The 19,463-nt window shown below is 71.7% G+C and carries 20 protein-coding genes; 11 read left to right on the plus strand and 9 right to left on the minus strand.

What is annotated here, in order from left to right; translation table 11 throughout:
• Nucleotides 1-32: 32 nt before the first annotated feature.
• Nucleotides 33-716, plus strand: a complete 684-nt coding sequence (locus F4559_RS02380) for a hypothetical protein (protein WP_184665943.1) — start codon at nt 33-35, stop codon at nt 714-716.
• 33 nt (nt 717-749) lie between these two features.
• Here the strand turns inward: F4559_RS02380 and F4559_RS02385 are convergent, their stop codons facing one another.
• Both F4559_RS02385 and F4559_RS02390 read right to left on the minus strand, forming a co-directional pair.
• Complete coding sequence (locus tag F4559_RS02385; RefSeq protein ID WP_184665944.1) at nt 750-2,054, minus strand: dicarboxylate/amino acid:cation symporter; 1,305 nt, start codon at nt 2,052-2,054, stop codon at nt 750-752.
• A gap of 174 nt (nt 2,055-2,228) precedes the next feature.
• Nucleotides 2,229-2,825, minus strand: a complete 597-nt coding sequence (locus F4559_RS02390; RefSeq protein ID WP_184665945.1) for a Maf family protein — start codon at nt 2,823-2,825, stop codon at nt 2,229-2,231.
• 69 nt (nt 2,826-2,894) lie between these two features.
• On the opposite strand from F4559_RS02390, the gene F4559_RS02395 reads away from it, so the two are divergent.
• Complete coding sequence (locus F4559_RS02395; RefSeq protein ID WP_184665946.1) at nt 2,895-3,305, plus strand: hypothetical protein; 411 nt, start codon at nt 2,895-2,897, stop codon at nt 3,303-3,305.
• An 83-nt stretch (nt 3,306-3,388) separates the two neighbouring features.
• Here F4559_RS02395 and F4559_RS02400 read toward each other — a convergent pair whose 3' ends face one another.
• On the minus strand, nt 3,389-3,589 hold the full coding sequence (locus F4559_RS02400) for an acyl-CoA carboxylase subunit epsilon (RefSeq protein ID WP_184665947.1): 201 nt from the start codon (nt 3,587-3,589) through the stop codon (nt 3,389-3,391).
• Nucleotides 3,586-5,187, minus strand: coding sequence for an acyl-CoA carboxylase subunit beta (locus tag F4559_RS02405; RefSeq protein WP_184665948.1), 1,602 nt, complete (start codon nt 5,185-5,187; stop codon nt 3,586-3,588). Before F4559_RS02405 ends, F4559_RS02400 begins: the two co-directional genes overlap by 4 nt.
• 124 nt (nt 5,188-5,311) lie before the next feature.
• Between F4559_RS02405 and F4559_RS02410 the strand changes: the two genes are divergently transcribed.
• From F4559_RS02410 to F4559_RS02435, 6 genes are all read left to right on the plus strand, one after another.
• Complete coding sequence (locus F4559_RS02410) at nt 5,312-6,073, plus strand: biotin--[acetyl-CoA-carboxylase] ligase (RefSeq protein WP_312865441.1); 762 nt, start codon at nt 5,312-5,314, stop codon at nt 6,071-6,073.
• Between the two features lie 165 nt (nt 6,074-6,238).
• Nucleotides 6,239-7,168 carry a hydroxymethylglutaryl-CoA lyase gene (locus F4559_RS02415; protein ID WP_184665950.1) on the plus strand — a complete coding sequence of 310 codons (930 nt, stop codon included), beginning with the start codon at nt 6,239-6,241 and terminating at the stop codon, nt 7,166-7,168.
• A gap of 180 nt (nt 7,169-7,348) precedes the next feature.
• Nucleotides 7,349-7,810, plus strand: coding sequence for a YbaB/EbfC family nucleoid-associated protein (locus tag F4559_RS02420; protein WP_184665951.1), 462 nt, complete (start codon nt 7,349-7,351; stop codon nt 7,808-7,810).
• Nucleotides 7,807-8,115 (plus strand): WXG100 family type VII secretion target, encoded by a 309-nt coding sequence (locus tag F4559_RS02425; RefSeq protein ID WP_184665952.1) that lies wholly within the window; start codon nt 7,807-7,809, stop codon nt 8,113-8,115. Before F4559_RS02420 ends, F4559_RS02425 begins: the two co-directional genes overlap by 4 nt.
• 11 nt (nt 8,116-8,126) lie before the next feature.
• On the plus strand, nt 8,127-10,634 hold the full coding sequence (locus F4559_RS02430) for a TNT domain-containing protein (RefSeq protein ID WP_184665953.1): 2,508 nt from the start codon (nt 8,127-8,129) through the stop codon (nt 10,632-10,634).
• Entirely contained in the window at nt 10,631-10,900 is a 270-nt protein-coding gene (locus F4559_RS02435) for a hypothetical protein (RefSeq protein WP_184665954.1), read from the plus strand. Before F4559_RS02430 ends, F4559_RS02435 begins: the two co-directional genes overlap by 4 nt.
• 89 nt (nt 10,901-10,989) lie before the next feature.
• Here the strand turns inward: F4559_RS02435 and F4559_RS02440 are convergent, their stop codons facing one another.
• A complete protein-coding gene (locus F4559_RS02440) occupies nt 10,990-12,258 on the minus strand; it encodes an ATP-binding protein (protein ID WP_184665955.1) in 1,269 nt (422 codons plus the stop codon).
• The gene (locus F4559_RS02445; RefSeq protein WP_184675383.1) at nt 12,258-12,923 is read right to left on the minus strand and encodes a response regulator transcription factor; all 666 of its coding nucleotides are present in this window, start codon (nt 12,921-12,923) and stop codon (nt 12,258-12,260) included. The genes F4559_RS02440 and F4559_RS02445 overlap by 1 nt, the downstream gene beginning before the upstream one ends.
• A 189-nt stretch (nt 12,924-13,112) precedes the next feature.
• Here F4559_RS02445 and hisN point away from each other — a divergent pair, with 189 nt between their 5' ends.
• Together hisN and F4559_RS02455 are read left to right on the plus strand one after the other, a co-directional pair.
• Entirely contained in the window at nt 13,113-13,883 is a 771-nt protein-coding gene (hisN, locus tag F4559_RS02450; RefSeq protein ID WP_184665956.1) for a histidinol-phosphatase, read from the plus strand.
• A 29-nt stretch (nt 13,884-13,912) separates the two neighbouring features.
• Nucleotides 13,913-14,611: a hypothetical protein gene (locus F4559_RS02455; RefSeq protein ID WP_184665957.1), complete on the plus strand. Its 699-nt coding sequence runs from the start codon at nt 13,913-13,915 to the stop codon at nt 14,609-14,611.
• Here the strand turns inward: F4559_RS02455 and F4559_RS02460 are convergent.
• Genes F4559_RS02460 through F4559_RS35745 form a run of 3 tightly spaced genes read right to left on the minus strand, consistent with a single transcriptional unit; the run spans nt 14,581 to nt 18,513 of the window.
• A complete protein-coding gene (locus F4559_RS02460) occupies nt 14,581-15,132 on the minus strand; it encodes a GtrA family protein (protein ID WP_184665958.1) in 552 nt (183 codons plus the stop codon). The two genes, F4559_RS02455 and F4559_RS02460, sit on opposite strands and share 31 nt — an antisense overlap.
• 35 nt (nt 15,133-15,167) lie before the next feature.
• On the minus strand, nt 15,168-15,689 hold the full coding sequence (locus tag F4559_RS02465; protein ID WP_184675385.1) for a GtrA family protein: 522 nt from the start codon (nt 15,687-15,689) through the stop codon (nt 15,168-15,170).
• Between the two features lie 25 nt (nt 15,690-15,714).
• Nucleotides 15,715-18,513 (minus strand): sigma-70 family RNA polymerase sigma factor, encoded by a 2,799-nt coding sequence (locus F4559_RS35745; protein ID WP_312865442.1) that lies wholly within the window; start codon nt 18,511-18,513, stop codon nt 15,715-15,717.
• 150 nt (nt 18,514-18,663) lie between these two features.
• On the opposite strand from F4559_RS35745, the gene F4559_RS02475 reads away from it, so the two are divergent.
• On the plus strand, nt 18,664-19,449 hold the full coding sequence (locus tag F4559_RS02475; RefSeq protein WP_184665959.1) for a GGDEF domain-containing protein: 786 nt from the start codon (nt 18,664-18,666) through the stop codon (nt 19,447-19,449).
• Nucleotides 19,450-19,463 lie beyond the last annotated feature (14 nt).

Genomic DNA, 19,463 nt, shown 5'->3' on the forward strand with positions numbered 1-19,463 from the left:
ATGCCCCTACCCGGGCGGCCCGGGGTGGAACAATGCCGATCGTGACCCGCCCGCCGCTCGCCGCGCTGTTCGTCGCGTGCGTGGCCGTCGCGGTGACCGCCGCGGGCATGGCCTACGCGTTCTCGTTGCGCCCGCCCGCCACGTCGACCACGCAGGTCACCACCACGACGCCCAAGGACGACCTCAGGTGCGGCAAGGCGCCGTGCACGCCGCTCACGTCCCGCGAGGTCGGCACGGACACCGTCGAGCTGCTCGCGGGCGGCGACGTCGGCCGCATCCGGATCAGCGGACCGGCCGGACGGGACATCTTCGAGTCGATCAGCGCGCAGCAGGGCGCCAAGCTGTCGACCGACTCGCTCCAGTGCGTGGTCGGCGAGGTGGCGTTGTGCCTGGTGCGCGGCACGGCCCCCGGTGCGGTCGTGGGGGAGGTGCTGCTGCGTCGCGCGGGTGCCTGGACCCGGGCCGAGGTGCCGTACCTGGCGTCCGGTGACTACCTGGGGCTGCACGACGTGAACGGCGACGGCGTGGCGGACGTGGTGGCCGTGCAGTCGGCGTGCGGGCAGGCGCCGTGCCCCCGGCGGTTCACGCAGGTGTTCTCCGTGGTGGGCGAGTCCGACCTGGGCTGCTCGGCGGTCGTCGACCAGCCGCAGGACCTGCCCGGCTGGCCGACCGTGACGCCGGACCCGGCGTCGTTGCGGAGCGAGTGCGCGTACTGACGTGCCTGGGCGGCACGCCAGTACGCGCGGGGGTCAGGCCGTGACCGCGCGGCGCGGGACCGGCGGCGGCTGCGGTGCGGTGGTCTCCCCGAGCAGGCCCTCCGACCGGGCGACCAGGACCGGGACCGTGATCTGACCGGCCACGTTGGTCGCCGTGCGGATCATGTCCAGGATCGGGTCGATGGCGTAGACGACCGCGACGCCCAGGGCGATGGCCTCGGTGGGCAGGCCGACGGCGGCCAGCGTGAGGGTCAGCATCGTGAACCAGCCCGTGGTGCCGGCCGTGGCCAGCGCGCCGAACACGGCGACCGCGACGATCGCCACGTACTGCCACACGCCGAGCCGGACGTCGACCAGGTTCGCGATGAACACCGTGGCCACGGCCGGGTACACGGCCGCGCACCCGTCCATCTTCGTGGTCGTGCCCAGCGGCACGGCGAAGGCCGCGTAGTCGCGGTCCACGCCCAGGTCCTCGGCGGCCCGCTTGCTCAGCGGCAGCGTGGCGCCCGAGCTGCGGGAGACGAAGGCGAACTGGATCGCGTTCCACGCCTTGGCGAAGAAGGTCAGCGGGTCGACCCGGCCCACGAACCGCAGCAGCACCGGGTACACGACGAGCAGCACGATCAGCGAGCCGACGTACACCGACACGATCAGCGAGAACAGCGGGCCCACGAACGAGTTGCCATAGGTGGCGAACGCCGTGCCGATCAGGCCGAACACGCCGATGGGCGCGAGCAGCACGATCCAGCCGACGATCTTCTGGACGAGGTCGAACGCCGCGCGCGTGAAGTCGACGAACGGGGCCGCACGCTCCCCGAGCGCGAACGCGGCGAACCCGACCAGCAGCGCGATGAAGACGACCTGGAGCACCGCGCCCTCGGTGAACGCGGAGAACAGGTTGGACGGGATGAGCGACTCGACGAGTGTCGTCCACGAGCCGGGTTCGCGGCTCGCGAGCCGCTTGACGGCGGCGTCGGTGGGCGTGACGTCCACGCCCGTGCCGGGCTTGACCAGCAGCGCGACCGCGAGGCCGATCAGTACGGCGATCAGGGACGTGATCGCGAACCAGAGCACGGTCTTGCCGCCCAGGCGCGCGGCCCGGGTCCGGCCCAGCCGGTTCAGGCTCGTGATGCCGACGACGATGGCCGTGAACACGAGCGGGATCACGGTGAGCTGGAGCAGGCTGGTGAACACGTCGCCGAGGTGGCCGAGCGTGGTGACGAGCCACTCCTGGTCGTTCGTCTTGGCCAGCCACCCGACGAGGGCGCCGAGGACCAGGGCGACGAGCACGGCGATGCCGAAGACCTTCGGCTTACGGTATGTATGGATGAACGACAACTGCGGGCTCCTGCCTACTCGGGTGGGTGACCGGTACGCGGTACCGGCGACAACCCGTGTTGGTGCGGCGCCCGTAGTCGATATGCCTCCGACGGGTGAGCAGTAGGTTCATCGTCTCCCCAAACGATTACTCGCTGTGGGGAGCTTCCCGAATCGGGTGAAGTGTGACTAGCCCTACCAAAGATCTGAGAGCGTGATTCCCACACTGTGGAGCAGGCGGCGGGTGAGCGGCAGGCTGATGCCGATCACGCTCGTGTGATCGCCGTCGATACCGTCGACGAACCAGCCGCCCCGGCCGTCGAGCGTGAACGCGCCCGCGACCTCCAGCGGCTCACCCGAGTCGAGGTACGCCTGGAGCTCGGCCTCGGTCGGCGTGCCGAACCGGACCAGCGTCGCCTCGTGGGCCACGGCCGTGCGCACGCCGTCCGCGTCCTTGCGGATCACCGCGTGTCCCGTGAGCAGGGTCGCCGTCGTGCCCGCCTGCTCACGCCAACGACGTTCGGCGACCTCACGGGTCTTGGGCTTGCCGTGCACCCGGCCGTCGGCCGTGAGCAGCATCGAGTCGCACCCCACGACCACGCCCTCGACCACGTCGACCGCTTCGGCCTTGGCCCTGGCCAGGACCTCGACGATCCGCTGCGGGGTCGGGTCGACCAACGACGCGACCAGGGCGTCCTCGTCGACACCGGAGACCAGGACGTCGGGACTGATCCCGGCGGCCTTGAGGACGGCGAGGCGGGCGGGTGACTGGGAGGCCAGGACGAAGCGCACGGACGGAGGGTAGATGTTGCGTAGTACTACCGATGCGCGCCGGTCCCGCCTTCGGGGACCGTCGGTGGTATGCAGCGCCGGGCTCTGGTGGTCCGCCGGGCCGAGGGCTCCCGGTGGCGATGTCGAATGGTCGTCGGAGCCGTGGTGCTCGCCCTGGTGGGCGTCGCGTCACGCGTGATAGCCACCGACCCGGTCGGCTACGGCTTCGCCTTCTGGCCGTTCGCGAACCACGCGGACCTGGTCGAGCACCAGGTCATGGACACGGTCTCCGAGGTGGCCCGCTCGCGGGTCGCGCCACAGCAGGTGCCGGCCGCCGTCGTGGCCGACGGTGTCGAGGTCGTGCGCGCCCACGTGGGCGACCCGGCGAACAGCGTGTGGATGACGTTGAGGATCGAACTCCCCGACGGAGACCGCTGCCGCGAGGTCGTGGTGCTGGGCGAACACGGCGTAGAGATCAACAGCCGCAGGGTGTCCTGCTGACGCCCCGCTCCCCGCGAATCCCGAACGCACATTTCGCGGTGTCTGAACGCATGACTCGCGGTGTCTGAACGTATAACTCGCGGTCAGGAGGGAAGGCCGGAGGTGCGCCAAGCGCCGGGCCCGGGGTGGAGGGGGCGCCTGACCAGTGTGGCTCGATTGCCCCACGGGGAACGGCCCGCCGGAGGAGAACCCACCGAAGAAGAAGGCACGGCGGCAAGCAAAGCGACGGTGAGCGCGGCCAGTTCCTCGCTTGTCGGATTACCGCGCGTGATCTCGAGATTCACAGTGGGATGTTCCCGTGCTTCTTGGGGGGCAAGGATTCACGCTTCTCACGCAGCAACACCAAAGCACGAGCGACCTGCACCCGAGTCTGGGACGGCGCGATGACGGCATCCACGTAACCACGTTCCGCCGCCACGTACGGGTTGCACAACGCATCCTCGTACTCCTGCTGCAACCGCCCCCGCAACGCGTCCACGTCCTCCCCGCTCTCGGCCGCAGCCGCGAGCGTCTTGCGGTGCACGATGTTCGCCGCCCCCTGGGCGCCCATGACCGCGATCTGCGCCGTGGGCCACGCGAGGTTCACATCCGCACCAAGGTGCTTCGACCCCATCACGTCGTACGCACCGCCATACGCCTTACGCGTGATCACGGTGACCAGCGGAACGGTCGCCTCGGCGTAGGCGTAGATCAACTTGGCGCCGCGCCGGATGATGCCGTTCCACTCCTGGTCGGTTCCGGGCAGGAAACCGGGCACGTCCACGAACGTCAACACCGGCACGTTGAACGCGTCGCAGGTGCGCACGAACCGCGCCGCCTTCTCGGACGCGTCGATGTCCAGGCAGCCCGCGAACTGTGTCGGCTGGTTGGCGACCACGCCCACCGAATGCCCGTCGACCCGGCCGAAACCGACCAGGATGTTGGGCGCGAACAGCGACTGGATCTCCAGGAACTCGCCGTCGTCCAGCACGCGGGTGATCACCTCGTGCATGTCGTACGGCCGGTTCGCCGAGTCCGGCACCAGCGTGTCCAGCTCCAGGTCGACGTCGGTGACCTCGTCGGCATACCCCGCCGAGTCGAACACCGGCGGTTCGGACAGGTTGTTGGCGGGCAGGTGCGCGAGCAGGTCCTTGACGTAGAGGATCGCCTCCTCCTCGTCCGCCGCCAGGTGGTGCGCGTTGCCCGACCGGGTGTTGTGCGTCCGACCGCCGCCCAGCTCCTCGAAGCCCACGTCCTCGCCCGTGACGGTCTTGATCACGTCCGGGCCGGTGATGAACATGTGCGACGTCCGGTCGACCATGACCACGAAGTCGGTCAGGGCCGGCGAGTACACGTGACCGCCCGCGTTGGCGCCCATGATCAACGAGATCTGCGGGACGACCCCGGACGCGGCCACGTTGCGGCGGAAGATCTCGCCGTAGAGGCCGAGCGAGACCACGCCCTCCTGGATCCGCGCGCCGCCGCCCTCGTTGATGCCCACGATCGGCCGGCCGGTCTTCACGGCCAGGTCCATGACCTTGACGATCTTCTCGCCGTACACCTCGCCGAGGCTGCCGCCGAAGACCGTGACGTCCTGGCTGAACACGCACACCGGGCGGCCGTCGACCGTCCCGTACCCGGTGACCACGCCGTCGCCGTACGGGCGGTTGCGGTCCTGGCCGAAGTTGGTCGAGCGGTGCCGGGCCAACGCGTCGAGTTCGACGAACGAACCCGGGTCGAGCAGCAGGTCGATGCGTTCGCGCGCGGTCAGCTTGCCCTTGGCGTGCTGCTTCTCGACCATCCGCGCGGAGCCCGCGTGCACGGCCTCCTCGTCGCGGCGCCGGAGATCGGTCAGCTTCCCGGCCGTGGTGTGCACGTCGGGCACCGTGCCGTCGTCGGTCATGTCGCGAGCTTAACCTTGACCTCCATCGCGGTAGAGGTTGCAGGCTGGTGGGCGGTGGCCCGGCCCGCGGTCCACACCACGCTCCGACAAGCGATGCGGGCCGGGCCGCTCCTAGTCTGTCGTGGTGGACTCCGAACTGCTCCAAGCCCGGCTCGGACGGCGCTACCCGTCGATCACGGTCGTCGACCGGACCGGGTCGACCAACGCGGACCTCGCGGCCCTCGACGCCCCCGACCGGACGGTGTTGATCGCGCGCGAGCAGACCGCCGGTCAGGGCCGGCGTGGGCGGGACTGGTCGTCACCCGGCGGTGGGCTGTACCTGAGCGTCCTGTACCGGCCCGGGATCTCTCCCGATCGGGTGCCCTGGTTGACGTTGCTGGCCGGGGTGGCTTTGGTGCGCACCGCTGCTTCGTTCGGTGTCGAAGCCCGGGTGAAGTGGCCTAACGACCTGTTGATCGGGGGTGCCAAGGCCGCGGGGGTGTTGGCCGAGGCCAGCGCGCCGGGAGTGGTCGTGTTGGGGATCGGGTTGAACGTGGGGCCGTTGCCGGAGTCCGTTCGCCCCGGGCCCGGGGGGTTGCCGCCGACGAGTCTGGGGGTCGATGTTCCGGTGCTCGATGTCGCGGTCACGTTGTTGACCGAGTTGGACGCGCTCGAGTCGGCTTGGCGGGGGGATTCGGGTGATCCCTATCCGTCGGGGTTGTTGGCGGAGTACCGGTCCTGCTGCGCGACTTTGGGGCAGGAGGTCCGGGTCGAGTTGACCGATGGTGTTCTTGTGGGGACGGCTGTGCGGTTGGATCAGGACGGCACTCTGGTGGTTCGGGACGGGTCGGGGCGGGAGCACACCGTTTCCGCGGGGGATGTGGTGCATCTCCGTCCTTCCGAATAAAGCTCCACCACTCGGATACACACTCAGGCAACGCGCGAGTTGTGCGTTCAGACACCGCGAAATGTGCGTTGGGGTATCCGTTCCGCGGGTCGGTGGCCGCCGGGGTCGGGTCGGTGGCGGCGTACGGTGCGGGTGGACGCGGGTCGTGGTGCGGAAGGCGGGGCGATGGGTGCGCGTGAGGTCGGGCTTCCCGACGTCGTCGGTGGTGTCGGTCTGCCTGATCAGGTGACCATCTGGGAGGTCGGTCCTCGGGACGGGCTCCAGAACGAGTCCGTGTCGGTTCCCGTCGACGTGAAACTCGAGTTCCTCGACCGGCTCGCCGACGCCGGGGTCTCGGTGGTCGAGGCGACCAGCTTCGTGCACCCGAAGTGGGTTCCGCAGCTCGCCGACGCCGAGGAGTTGCTCGCCCGCCTCGACCGTCGGGACGGGGTCGACTACCCGGTTCTCGTGCCCAACGAACGGGGTCTCGACCGGGCCTTGGCGGCCAGGGTCGGGCATGTCGCCATCTTCGCCAGTGCCACCGACTCCTTTGCCCGGCGCAATCTCAACCGGGCGCTCGACGAGCAGTTCGCGATGTTCGAACCGGTCGTCGCGCGGGCCAAGGCCGAAGGGTTGAAGGTGCGCGGCTACGTGTCCATGTGCTTCGGCGACCCCTGGGAAGGTTCCGTTTCCCGCGGCCAGGTCGCGGCGGTCGGCAAGCGGCTCCTGGACATGGGGTGCGACCAGCTCTCCCTCGGCGACACCATCGGCGTGGCCACGCCGGGGCAGGTGACCGCGTTGCTCGGCGAGTTCGGGTCCGTCGAGCGGATCGCCGTGCACTTCCACGACACCTACGGCCAGGCGTTGGCCAACACGTACGCGGCGTTGGTGGCGGGTGTGCGCACGGTCGACTCGTCGGCCGGTGGACTGGGTGGGTGTCCGTACGCCGAGTCGGCCACCGGCAACCTCGCCACCGAGGACCTCGTGTGGATGCTCGACGGGTTGGGCATCGCGCACGGCGTCGACCTCGACAAGCTGTGCGACACCAGTGCGTGGATGGCCGGGCGGCTCGGGCGGCCCAGTCCGTCGCGGGTGCTCAACGCGTTGCGCGGGTGACCGGTCCGCCGAACGGGCCTGTGCGGTCCTGCCGAAGGCCGCGTCCCGGGTTCGGGCGGACGGTCCACGCGCCCTCCTCGCCGGAATCCGACAAAAGCGGGCGGGAACCGGCTGTGACGTCGTAACGTCCAACGCCCGACCGACGACCATGCCCGGCGACGGCGAAGACCGGAGGTGGCCGTGACGACCGATCACCGCGCGCAGGTGGACGAGCTGCTCGCCGACTATCGGCGCAGCCGTGACCGACTCGCGACGGTGCAGCGCGACCTGGCGACGATCGTCGAGACCGCGACGAGCCCGGACGGCTCCGTGCGCGCGACGGTGGGTGCGCAGGGCACGTTGACAGACCTCGAACTCGACGACCACGCCTACCGGATGCCACCGCGGCAGCTGGCGCAGGTCGTCCTGCGGACCGTGCAGGAAGCCGCCGGACGCGCGGCCGAACGCACGTTCCGCACCCTCGGCACCGTGCTGCCCGCGGCCACCGACCCCGAGGCGCTCGTCCACGGCCGCGCGGACCTCAGGCCCGAGGAGATCGCGCCGCCGGCACCCGTCCGTTCCCGCCGGGACGACGACGAAGACTTCGAACAGCGCGACTGGCTCAACGTCGAGGCCGCACCCGCCCCGAGGAGGACGCGATGACCGGGTTCCGCACCGACCTCGACCGGCTGGAGCGCGGCGCCGCCGACTTCGGCGAGTACGCCGAACGGGCCGCGAAGATCGGCTCCACGCTCGGTGGCGTGCTCGACTCGCTGGGTGCCTGCTGGGGCGACGACGCCGTCGGCCAGAGCTTCGCGTCGAGCCACGTCACGCCCGCGTCCGGCACGGTGACCGGACTCGGCGACATCGGCACCGGCTTCTCCGGTGTCGGCGAGCGCTTCGCCGACACCGCGCGCACGTACCGCACCGCCGAGCAGGGCAACAGCACCTCGTTCGGCGAGATCTAGGGGGAACTCGGATGGGGATCGAGCTGCCGCCGGAACTGGCCGACGTCGCGGCGCGCACGGGCGTCGCCTGGCCGCGGGCCGACGAGGACAAGATGCGGGCCGCCGCGACCGCGTGGCGCGAGGCGGGCACGAAGCTCACCGCGCTGGCCGGCGAGTCGGACGGCTCGGCCACCACCGCGTTGCGCGGTCTGACCGGCGAGACGGGCGACGCCGCACGTCGGCACTGGAACACCTTCGTCGCACCCGACGGCAGCCTCACCCGGACCGCCCGGGGCTGCACGGCCGCCGCCGACCGCCTCGACCACGCCGCCCGCCAGATCGGTGCCGCGAAGGTCGAGATCGTCCGCGAGCTGGTCAACCTGGCCAAGAACACCGAGGCCGCCAACCAGGCCGCGAACGCCGGCCACCCGACCGCGGGTCTGGGCCTGGACACGTTGCTCAGCGGCGCGAAGGCGAACGTCGCGAACCTGACGAACACGCTGACGTCGGCCGTGCGCCTGGACAGCGGCATCGACATCGGGAACATCACGCACCCGGTCAACCCGAACCCGGGCGTCCACCAGCCCGGTGGACATTCCGGCGGCGGCACGGGAACGCCGGTGCTCGGCGGCATCGTGCCCGGTGGCAACACGTCCGGTGGGATCGTGCCCGGCATCGTGCCGCCGCTCACCGACACCGTGGGCGCCGTCGTGACGCCGGTGGTGGACGGTGTGGCCACGCCGGTGACCGGCGTCGTCACCCCCGTGGTCGACCCGCTGACCGGTGGTGTCGTGAACCCCGTCGTGGGAGGCGTGGTCGATCCTCTCGTCGGCGGTGTGGTCACGCCCGTGGTCGGCGAGGCGACTCCGATCGTCGGCGACCTGGTGGACGGCGCCGGTCAGGTCACGGCGCCCGTCAGCGAGGTCGTGACCCCGATCGTCCAGCCCGTGGTGGACGGCCTCGTGGCTCCCGTCACCGGCGGTGTGGCCGACACGGTCGGCACCGTGACGAACCCGGTCCTGGACAAGGCGGCCGAGGCCGTCGGCCCGGTGGCCGAGCCGATCGTGCGCGAGGTCCGAGAGGTCACGGCACCGGTCGAGAACGTCACGCGCGACACGACCCAGCCCGTGGCCGACACCCCGCCCGGCGACCGCCCGCCGGTCTTCCAGGCCCAGCCCCAACCCCACCCCGCCGGACCCGTGGCGACGCCCGAGCAGCCGGTCAACCTCGTGGACAGGCTCACCGGCCAGGCACCGCCGCCGCCCGCCGACACCACGTCGGCCTCGTCGGCCGCCGCCGTCCTCGACCGTCCGGTACCGCACGCCGAGCCCGCGCACGCCGCGCAGCCCACGACGTCCACGCCCAACCAGCAGACCCCACCGCCGGCCGCGCCGGCCGCTCCAGCGGCCCCCACGACCCCGTCGACCCCGGCCGCCCCGACCACGCGCGGCCCCGAACCGGTCGGCCCACGCGGCGGGGCACCGGCACCGTCCGCCCCCGCCGCCTTTTCCTCGACTTCGTCGGCCCAGTCCGGCCCCGCCCAGTCCGGCTCCACGCAATCGTCCTCCGGTTCGGGCAACCAGCCCGGCCAGTCGAAGGACCCGCAGGCCAAGGACATCCAGGCCAAAGAGGCCCAGGCCAAAGAGGCCCAGGCCAAAGAGGCCCAGGCCAAAGAGGCCCAGGCCAAGGAATCCGGCAAGGAGCCCAAGGAGAACAAGAACCGCGACAGCTTCTTCGGCTTCGCGGTCCTCCCGATCCCGGCGTCCGGCCGCGACCGCCTGGTCAAGGGCACATCGCTCCCGGGCGAGGCCACGTTCGCGCCCCCGGCCACCGCGCCGGACGCCCCCGAGGTCCCGGAACAGCCGCCGTACGAACCGGTCCCGGTCGGCCGCGATGCCGAACCCGCCGACGAGAACACCGCCGCGTTCCTGCCGCACATGTTCCCCGGCGGCCTGCTGCCGCGTCCGTCGGAGAAGCCGCACCTGCAACTCCCGCCCCCGTCGGCGGACGAGGCGTTCGCCGCCGGACTCAGGTTCGGCCCCCAGGGTCACCCGGAAGGCGACCTGGTCGACGACACGGCCCGCGTGCGCCGCCGCGTCCACCACGGTCCGGGCCACGACCCGTCCGCACTGCTGACCGGCTACGACCCCCAGGCGGGCATGCACGAACGCGACTGGGACCGCCGCTTCCTGGTCCGCGCGACGCCGCCCGAGTACGCGTACCCGCCGGGCGAACTGTTCCCGGAGGGCGGTTACGAGGCCGGGCAGGCGGGTGTTCTCGGTGTGGGCACGGAGGTGGACCGCTTCGGCGGCCCCGAAGGCCGCGTCCTGGCCGAGACGGGAACCCCCTTCACCGCCCGCTCCCTGCCACCCGCTGTGGCGAAGGCCCCCTACCACCGCTACCGCGTGACCCGCGACGTGCCGGTCTGGTTCACGTTGTCGGCGGAGTGGTTCGGCCAGCGCGGCGGCGGCGTCCGCTACCGCACCACGTACCCGGTCGCCGACCTGGTCGCGTTGGGCTACCTGGAGGAGATCCGATGAACGCCGAGTCGGTGCAGGGTTGGCTGCTCGCGGTGGGCGTGCCGACGGACGTGGTGTCCATCGGCGCCGAGGCGGACAACCGCTGGTGCCTGGTCGCAGACAGCGAGGGCGTCGAGGTCTTCTGGCGAGAACAGGGCAATCGCTACGACTGGGCCCGGTTCACCAGCGAGGACGTCGCCTGTCACTACCTCTTCGGCCGCTTGGTGTGGGCCCAGGTCGTGCGGGGCACGGTAGGAGTCCTTCCCGCAGCGGCAGGGCAGAAGTAGCTCCCCAAGGGTCCGGTTCGGTGCCTGAGTGCACATTTCGCGGTGCCTGAACGCACAACTCGCGGTGTTCGAACGTATAACTCGCGCGATCAGCGGGGCGTGGGCTCGGCCTTCCAGGTCACCCCGACCACGTCCTCCGCCTTGGGAATCGGCAAGAACACCGCGAAGGTCGCCGGCCGAGCGGCCGACAACTCCAACCGACCACCGTCCGCGTCCACCAGCGCCCGGGCCAAGGCCAACCCCACCCCGGTCGACCCACCCCCCGAAACCCCGCGCTCGAAGATGTGCCCCGCCAACTCGTCGGGCACCCCGGACCCCGCGTCGGCCACCTCCACCACCACGGTCCCCTCATCCCTTCGCGCGGACACGACGACCTGCCCCTCCCCGTGCCGCAAAGCGTTGTCCAGCAACACCCCGATCGCTTCACGCAACCTCGCCGGCGTCGCCCGCGCCAACAACCCCTCCGGCACCCGGACGCGCAACGACCGCCCGACCCGCCGCAACGGCTCCCGCCACTCCTCGGCGATCGCGGTCAACTCCCCTTGCAGGTCAAGGGGTTCCGCGTCGACGGCCCGCGCGGCCCGCGCGGCGGCCAGCATCTCGTCGAGCACCTCGGCCAACCGCTCGGCCTGCTCCAACGCCGCCTGCGCCTCGGACGCGGTCTCCGGGTGCTCGGCCAACTCCTCCAACCGCAACTGCAACGCCGTCAACCGACTGCGCAGTTGGTGCGACACGTCGCCCACGAGATCACGTTCACGCTGCACCAGTTGGGCCAACGCCACGGCCGACCGGTCCAGCGCCTCGGCGACGAGGTCGAGTTCGGGCACCCCGTGCCGCCGCAGGTCGTCCCGGAAGTCGCCGGCGCCCAGCCGGGCCGCCCGCGCCGCCACGTGGCGCAACGGCCGGGCCAGTTTCCGCGCCGTCACGGTCGCCACGACGGTCCCCGTGCCGACCGAGAACCCGATCAGCAGCACGACCAGGGCCGCGACCTTGTACTGGTCGGTGCGCATCGGCGTGGACGGCTGCTCCAGCCGCACGGTTCCCTGCTGCACCAACGGCATCTCCACGGACAACGCGTCCAACCCCGGCGACCGCCCGATCTCGTGCCGTCCGGCGGGCGTGGTGACGACCAGGTGTCCGCCTTCGGGCACGCCGATCGCGGCGGGGGTCAGGTCGATCGCCCGGCCGTTGGCGATCTGGTCGTCGAGCAGTGCCGCGATGCGTTGCGTCCGCGTGGTCAGCTCGTTGTGCGCGTTGTCCTCGACCAGCCGCAACGCCGCGTACCCCAGCGGTATGCCGAGCGCGAACCCGGTGACCGCGACCGCGAGCAGGATCGCCCGCAGGATGCGGGACCGCATCAGTCGGCGGTGTTGAAGCGGAAACCGACACCGCGCACCGTCGCGATGCGGCGTTCGACGGAACGCACATCGCCCAGCTTCCGCCGCAGCCAGGACATGTGCATGTCCAACGTCTTGCTGCTCTTCAACTCGGGGTCGTTCCAGACCTCGGAGAGGATCTCGTCCCGGTTCACGACCTGGCCCGCCCGCTGGATCAGCACGCGCAGCAGCTCGAACTCCTTGTTCGCGAGCTGCACCTCCTGCCCGTCGACCGTGACGCGCCGGGCCGCGAGGTCCATGCGCACCCCGTTGACCTCCAGCGTGCCGGGCGCACGACGCCGCAGCAGGGCCCTGATCCGGGCCATCAGCTCGGCCAACCGGAACGGTTTGGCCACGTAGTCGTCCGCGCCCGCGTCGAGGCCGACGACGAAGTCCACCTCGTCGGACCGCGCGGTCAGCATCAGCACCGGGATGCCGCGCCCGCCGGCGCGCAACCGCCGGCACACCTCCAGCCCGTCCATGCCGGGCAGGCCGAGGTCGAGCACCAGCAGGTCGATGCCGCCGTGCGCGGTCGCGTCGAGGGCACCGGGGCCGTCGCCGACGACCTGCACCTGGTAGCCCTCCCGTTGCAGCGCACGGGACAGCGGCTCCGCTATGGCCGGGTCGTCCTCGGCCAACAAGACCACGCTCACGGTGTCCAGCGTAGGCGTGGCGGGATCCCCGCGTACCCAAGGACCTGACCCGGGCCTCGGCGGGCCGACGACGCCGCTTCCCGCGATCTCCGTGCCAAGGGCGGGGCGTGCCGGATCCCCGCACGCCCGAGCACCGGACGTCCTCGCCGGGCGCACCGCCGCCGCGCGGCTACGATCCCCCGCGTGCCCGACGACCTGACCCTGGCGCTTCGGCTGGCCGACGCCGCCGACGCCATCACCACGACCCGTTTCCGCGCGCGCGACCTCGTGGTCGAGCGCAAACCGGACCGCACGCCGGTGACGGACGCGGACACGGCGGTCGAGGACGCCATCCGGGTCATCCTCGCGGCGGAGGCCCCCGACGACGCGGTGGCGGGCGAGGAGCGCGGCGGGTCGTTCGACACGGGCCGGGCCTGGGTGGTCGACCCGATCGACGGCACGAAGAACTTCCTGCGCGGCGTCCCGGTGTGGGCGACGCTCATCGCCCTGGTCGAGGACGGCCGGCCGGCCGTGGGCGTGGTGAGCGCCCCGGCGTTGGGCCGGCGTTGGTGGGCGGCGGCCGGCGCGGGCGCGTTCACGCTCGACGCGGCCGGGGAACGACGCCTCTCGGTGTCGGGCGTCCAGGACATCGGCGATGCCTACCTGTCGACCACACACCTCAGCTCTTGGGTCGAGTACCACTCGCGTGAGGCGTACCTGCGGCTCGCGGACGCCGTGTGGGAGAACCGGGCGTTCGGCGACTTCTGGCAGCACTGCCTGGTCGCCGAGGGCGCGATCGACATCGCGGCCGAGGCGATCGTGAACCCCTGGGACGTGGCGCCGTTCGAGGTCCTGGTCACGGAGGCCGGCGGTCGGTTCTCCGCGGTCACCGGCGAGCCGGGCTTCGCGCTGGGCAGCGCGTTGTCGACCAACGGGCACCTGCACGACACGGCCGTGGAGTTGTTGCGCCGATAAGGATTTGCCACGTCCGGGAGAATCGGGGCATGCGCCTGCGGCTGACCGCCCACCCGGTCGTCGGGCACGGCACGCTGCACCGCGTCCTCGTGCCCAGGTTCGAGCTGCGCAACCTGTGGGTGCGGTCGCCGGCGTACGGCTACGGCATGCTCATCGGCTCACGCGCGGACCTGCTGCGGTTGGGCGCGTTGGCCCGGCTGGCGGCGATCAGTCCGCACAGCGCCGTGCACGTCCCGTTGCGGCACGTGCCGTTGGACGACGCCATGCTCCGTGCGTCGTTCCGCGACGGGCCGCAGTGCGATCTGCTGTTCGTGCGCCAGGAGACGGGCATGCCCGCCTCCGCGTGGCCGGAGATCCGCACCGGGATGCGCCGTCGCCGTTCGTCGGCCCGGCCGCTCACCGCCCGCCTGTCCGACGAGTGGGACGACTCCGTGCGGCGCGAGTGGCATCCCAGGCCGCGGTGGAGCGAGCACGCCGACACGATGATCTTCACCGGGGACGCCGGCGGGCTGCACGCGCTGGCCCGGTGCGTCACGGAGGCGGGCGACCTGCTGGCCGACGACCGGTCGATCCACCGCTTCGGCCTGAGCGCGCTGCTGGGGCTGACCGGCCTGTTCGGCGGCGACGACCACGAGTTCGACGTCTACGGCCGGGACCCGATCTTCCACAAGAGCCGCTGGGCCAGGCTGCGCAACGCTCAGGAGTGTCCGAGCGCCTCGTCGTCCTGAGGCTCGTCGTACGAACGCGCGACCTTGCGCGGCCGGGCGTCGGCCTGCGGGAACACCCATTTCTTGTAGCCGTACCAGCGGAAGACCATGGCCACGAGCGTGCCGACGATCTGGGCGCTGACGAAGTCGGCGATCTCCTCGCCCCACCGGCTGATGTGTGGCTCCTGGAGGTGCAGCAGGTAGCGCGACACCCACAGCGGCACCGAGTTGAGCACGATGCCGATGCCGTTGACGAGGAAGAACAGCGCGGCCTCGTGGTGCTTCTCCCGACCGCCCCTGGTCTTGAACGACCACTCGCGGTTGAGCACGTACGAGACGATCGTGGCCACCAGCGTCGCGATGATCTTCGCGGTGACCGGCTTGTCCGCCAGCACGGTCGTCTTCAGCACGAAGAAGATCACCGTGTCGATCACGAAGCAGATGCCGCCGACCACGGCGAACTTGAGCAGTTCCCGGTGCTTGAGGGCCAGGGAGCGCAGCGGTTCGGGCAGCCTGCGGACGACGTTTTCGACTACGGACACCGTCGCAGTGTACGGAGCCGTCGTGAAATGCCTGTTCAGGCCACGTCGCGCTGCTTGGTGACCAGCGGGACGACCTTGGTGCGGGTGTCGGGCCGGGCGTCGGCCTGGGGGAAGACGAACCTGCGCATGGCCCAGAACTTGAAGGCGGTGGCGAGCAGCATGCCGATCACCGAGCCGCTGACGAAGTCCGCGATCTCGGCATGCAGGTCCAGCACGTGCCGCGAGACCACCAGCGGCAGCAGGTTGACGCCGATGCCCAGGCCGCTGACCAGGAAGAACAGGGCGGCCTCGTGATGGCGCTCACGTCCGCCCCTGGTGTGGAACGACCACTCGCGGCTGAGCACGTACGACGCGATCACGGCGACCAGCACGGCGATGAACTTCGCCGTGACCACCTTGTCCTGCAGGATCGTGAGCTTGAGCGCGTACCAGACGCCGTTGTCGATCACGAACGTCGTGCCGCCGACCACGGCGAACCGGATCAGCTCGCGGTGCTTGCGGACCAGGAACCGGAGCGGCTCGGGAAGCAGGCCCAGGAGCCGGCGCGCGACGGACAGCACGGCGGCAGCTTAGCCAGGAAGATCACGAGGGCGTGGGGCAGGGGTCCTCCCCGAACAGGCCGTCGAGGATGTCGTCGAGCAGCCCGCCGCCGGTGTCGCACCGGGGCTCCTGCGGCGGGGTGGTCGGCTGTGGCGACGACGGTACCGACGTGGTCGGCGGGGGTGTCGTCGTCGGTTTGTCGGTCGGCACGGTGGGCTTCGTCGGCTCGACCGTGGCCGTCGGATCCGGGAAGGTCGGCTCCGGGGTCAGGGTCCGCGTGGGCGGTTTGGTCGGTTCCGTCCGGGTCGGCGTCGGGGTGCCCGGTGGCGTCCTCGGGTCGGTCGGTTCGGGGTCCCGAGGCTCCTCGGGCGTCGGCCGTTCCAGGACGACCTCCACCGTCCTGCTCGCGGTGCCCAGGACGGCCGAGACGAGGACGACCGCGTTCGGGCGTTCCCGCGGCACCGCCCACACGGCCGTCCGGTAGCTGGAACCGGGTTCCAGGTCGGCCTGGCAGGTGATGGCGCCTTCCCCCTTGTCGCAGCCCGGGGTGAGGGTCAGGAGCAGGGCGTCGCCGGACTGGATCGTCAGGTGCAGGGGGCCGGTGCGTCCGCCGGTGTTGGTGACCACGATGTCCAGGCGTCGCTCGCGGTCTTCCGGGCGGGGGTCGCTGACCTGGAGTTCCACGTCGAACTCCGCGTCCGAGACCTCGATCCCGACCGAGATCGCCACCGGCGTGGCACCGCCGGCCTCGACCGAACCCGTGATCACGTCGGACTGCCGGGCACCTTCTCCGGCCGCGAGCAGGAAGTGGAACGTGGCGCTGTCACCCGGTGCGATGCCGTTGTAGGACGTGCAGGAAACGGTGTTTTCCGCGTTGGCGGGACAGGAGACCCACTCGTCGGCCGCCGCCAGGTCGGGGATGGCGTGCGCGGAGACGCCGGGTGGCAGGACGAGGGCGGCGGTGGCCGGGACCGAAGTCGTCTCGCCGACGTTGCGGACCGTGATCTCGAAGCCGGTGGGCTGGGCGTACCGGTAGAGCGTGAACCCACTGGGCACCGTGGTCACGAACTCGGCCGGCTTGGGCGGCGGGGTGGTGGTCGGCGGCGGTGTCGTGGTGGTCGGAGGGGACGTGGTGGTCGGCTGCTGGGTAGTGGTCGACGTGGGCTCGGTCCGGCTGGTCTCGGTGGGCAGAGGCCCCGTGGTCCCGGTGGGCACGGGGTCGGTGGTCCCGGTGGGTCGAGGCTGGTTTTGAGTGGGTTGCGGCTGCGTCGTGGTCGGACCGCCGGGAGGTGCGCCTTGGGCCGTCGGCGCCGGTGTGGTGGTGGGCGCCGGTGTGGTGCTCGACGGCGAGGACTCGGTGACCGCCGGCGGCATCGTTTCGCGCGCACCGCCGGTCGGACCGGAACCCGTCGGGGAGACCGGCTGCGTCTGGGCGGCCGGGATCTGCCCGCCGTCACCGCCCGCCGCGAGACCGATCGTGACCGCGACGACCAGGACGACCACGGATGCCGCTGTGACGAGCAACTGGCGGGGTACGGACGTGACGACGTTCAGCACGCCACCGGACCCGCCACCTCCACCGGCACCGGCGGCCGGACCCGCGCCGACCGCGCTCAACGACCCGGTGGTCTCGGCGGCAGCCGCCCCCGAACCGCCCGCCGCTCCGGCACCGGTTCCGGCGCCGCCTGCCGCACCGCCCGCGCCTGCCGATCCCGCGCCTCCGGCGGACCCGGAAGTTCCCATGCTGCCGAACGATCCGGACCCGGCCGACCCCGTGCCCGCCGATCCCGAACCGACCGAACCCGCGGACCCGGCCGAGCCGGCGGTCCCCGCCGATCCTGAACCCGCGGACCCGGCAGACCCCGAGCCCGCGGACCCGGCCGAGCCGCTGCCCGCCGACCCGGACCCCGCCGACCCGGACCCGGAGCCCGCCGATCCCGAACCGCCCGTGCCCGAACCACCCGAACCCCAGCCGGTCCCGCTCGAACCGGCCGTCCCGGCGGCGGTCGTCCCCGCCGCCACGGCAGCCGCCTTCGCACTGCCCGCCGCGGCGGCCATGTACGCGGCGGCACCCGCACCGAGCACCAGCGGCGCGATGACGGCCCGCAACGCACCGTTCACGTCGGCCAGCTCGGCGGCCAGCGCACGGCAGCGCACGCACTCGTCCAAGTGCGCCTCGACCTGCGTGGTCTCGCGCTTCGACAGGCCGCCCCGCGTCCACGCGCCCAGCCGGGCGGTGGTGGCGCGGCACCGTTCGGCGCCCGCCTCGGCGAGGTGGACCTGGAGGTACTCCTGCTTGAGCCCTTCGCGCGCGCGGTAGGCCAACGCCGACACCGCGTTCGCGGTCAACCCCAGCAGCGGGGCGATCTCGGCGGGCGACTGCCCCTCGATCTCGGTGTGCCACAGCACCGCCTGCCAACGTTCGGGCAGCCGCTGGAAAGCCCGTGCGGCCAGGGACTTGTCCAGGTCGGCGATGGCCGTGTCCTTGAACGGCACGCTGGTCGCCTCGGGCGCGGTCTCGGCGACGTCCTCGGACAGTTCGACCTTCCGGTCGCGGCGGGCCTTGTCGTAGGCGTTGTTGCGCAACGTCGTCAGCAGGTACGCGCGGAACGCGGATTCCGGCCCGCGACCGGTGCGCAACGCGTCGAGCACCTTGGCGAACGCCTCGGACACGAGGTCGTCGGACTCGGCCTTGGACCGGGCGAGTTGTCGGGCGAGGTTGTGGGCCGAGCCGACGTGCCGTTCGTAGAGCTGCCCGTAGGCGTCGATCGCCCCGCCGCGTACGGACTCGATGAGTTCCGCGTCACTCGGTCCCGGGACGTCGGCAGGAACGGTCGCCACGTGGTCTTCCCTCCTCAGCGGCTGCCCAGTCTGGCGCAACCGCGTCACCCCAGTCACGTGCGGTGGCTCAACGGATGCACAGGTTCCACGTCATGGACCAACGCCGGCCGCGTCCCGTTGGGGAAACCCCAGTGTGAGGAGGGCATCCGGGTGGGTGTGCGGGAAGCGGTGGCACGGCGTTCCGGCGCCGACCGGGCGCGGGCGCTGAGGACGAAATGGCGCGCGGCGTCGCTGGCGGCGGGCTGGGTGTACCCGGCCGACTGGCACCTGGAGGAGGTGGACGAGGTCTGCGCGGCGGTGCTGGCCGACGGCGACCCCGGCGGTGCGCTGTACCGGTTGGGCGGCGCACGGGCCGAGGCGGGTGCGGGACTGGCCGAGACGTTGCTGGACCTGGCCGCGTTGCAGGGCGTGCTGGCCGACGGCGAGTCGGACGTGGACGCGGTGCCCGCGCGGCTGCTGCACGCGACCGCGCTGGGCTGGGGCGACGTGCTGAGCAGACAGGCCGCGGACCGGTCGAGCGACAACCCGCTGACCGGTCTGGCGACCGGGGCCTACCTGCGGACCCGGCTGCGCGAGGTGTACGCGGAGGCCCGCGCGGGCGGGTCGCTCGACCACGTGCTCGTGTTGGTGGGGCTGGACCTGACGCGCACGTCGGGCTGGTCGCGGGTGGTGGCGATGACGTTGCTGGCGGACGCGTTGCGGACGGTGTTCGACAGCGGCGAGACGATCGCGACCGTCAACCGCTCGCTGGCCGCCGTGCTGCTGCGCCGGGACGTCCACCTGGCCCGCCGGCTGGCGAACCTCAAGGTCGTGATCGAGAGCCGGCTCAAGGTCGATCCGCACGTGGCGCCGACGGGTCCCGCGCAGGTGTGGCTGGAGTCGTTGCCGGACACGTGGGAGGAGGCCACGGAACTGCTCGACGGTTTCACGGCTTGACACCCGACCCGGCG

Source organism: Saccharothrix violaceirubra (assembly GCF_014203755.1).
GTDB classification, from domain to species: domain Bacteria; phylum Actinomycetota; class Actinomycetes; order Mycobacteriales; family Pseudonocardiaceae; genus Actinosynnema; species Actinosynnema violaceirubrum.

Coding starts and splice junctions, on each gene's coding strand:
- F4559_RS02405 (WP_184665948.1), bottom strand. CDS start 5,187: ATGACCGACGACGGCACGGTGCCCGACGTGCACACCACGGCCGGGAAG.
- F4559_RS02425 (WP_184665952.1), top strand. CDS start 7,807: ATGACCGGGTTCCGCACCGACCTCGACCGGCTGGAGCGCGGCGCCGCC.
- F4559_RS02415 (WP_184665950.1), top strand. CDS start 6,239: ATGGGTGCGCGTGAGGTCGGGCTTCCCGACGTCGTCGGTGGTGTCGGT.
- F4559_RS02455 (WP_184665957.1), top strand. CDS start 13,913: ATGCGCCTGCGGCTGACCGCCCACCCGGTCGTCGGGCACGGCACGCTG.
- F4559_RS02440 (WP_184665955.1), bottom strand. CDS start 12,258: ATGCGGTCCCGCATCCTGCGGGCGATCCTGCTCGCGGTCGCGGTCACC.
- F4559_RS02380 (WP_184665943.1), top strand. CDS start 33: ATGCCGATCGTGACCCGCCCGCCGCTCGCCGCGCTGTTCGTCGCGTGC.
- F4559_RS02435 (WP_184665954.1), top strand. CDS start 10,631: ATGAACGCCGAGTCGGTGCAGGGTTGGCTGCTCGCGGTGGGCGTGCCG.
- F4559_RS02395 (WP_184665946.1), top strand. CDS start 2,895: ATGCAGCGCCGGGCTCTGGTGGTCCGCCGGGCCGAGGGCTCCCGGTGG.
- F4559_RS02430 (WP_184665953.1), top strand. CDS start 8,127: ATGGGGATCGAGCTGCCGCCGGAACTGGCCGACGTCGCGGCGCGCACG.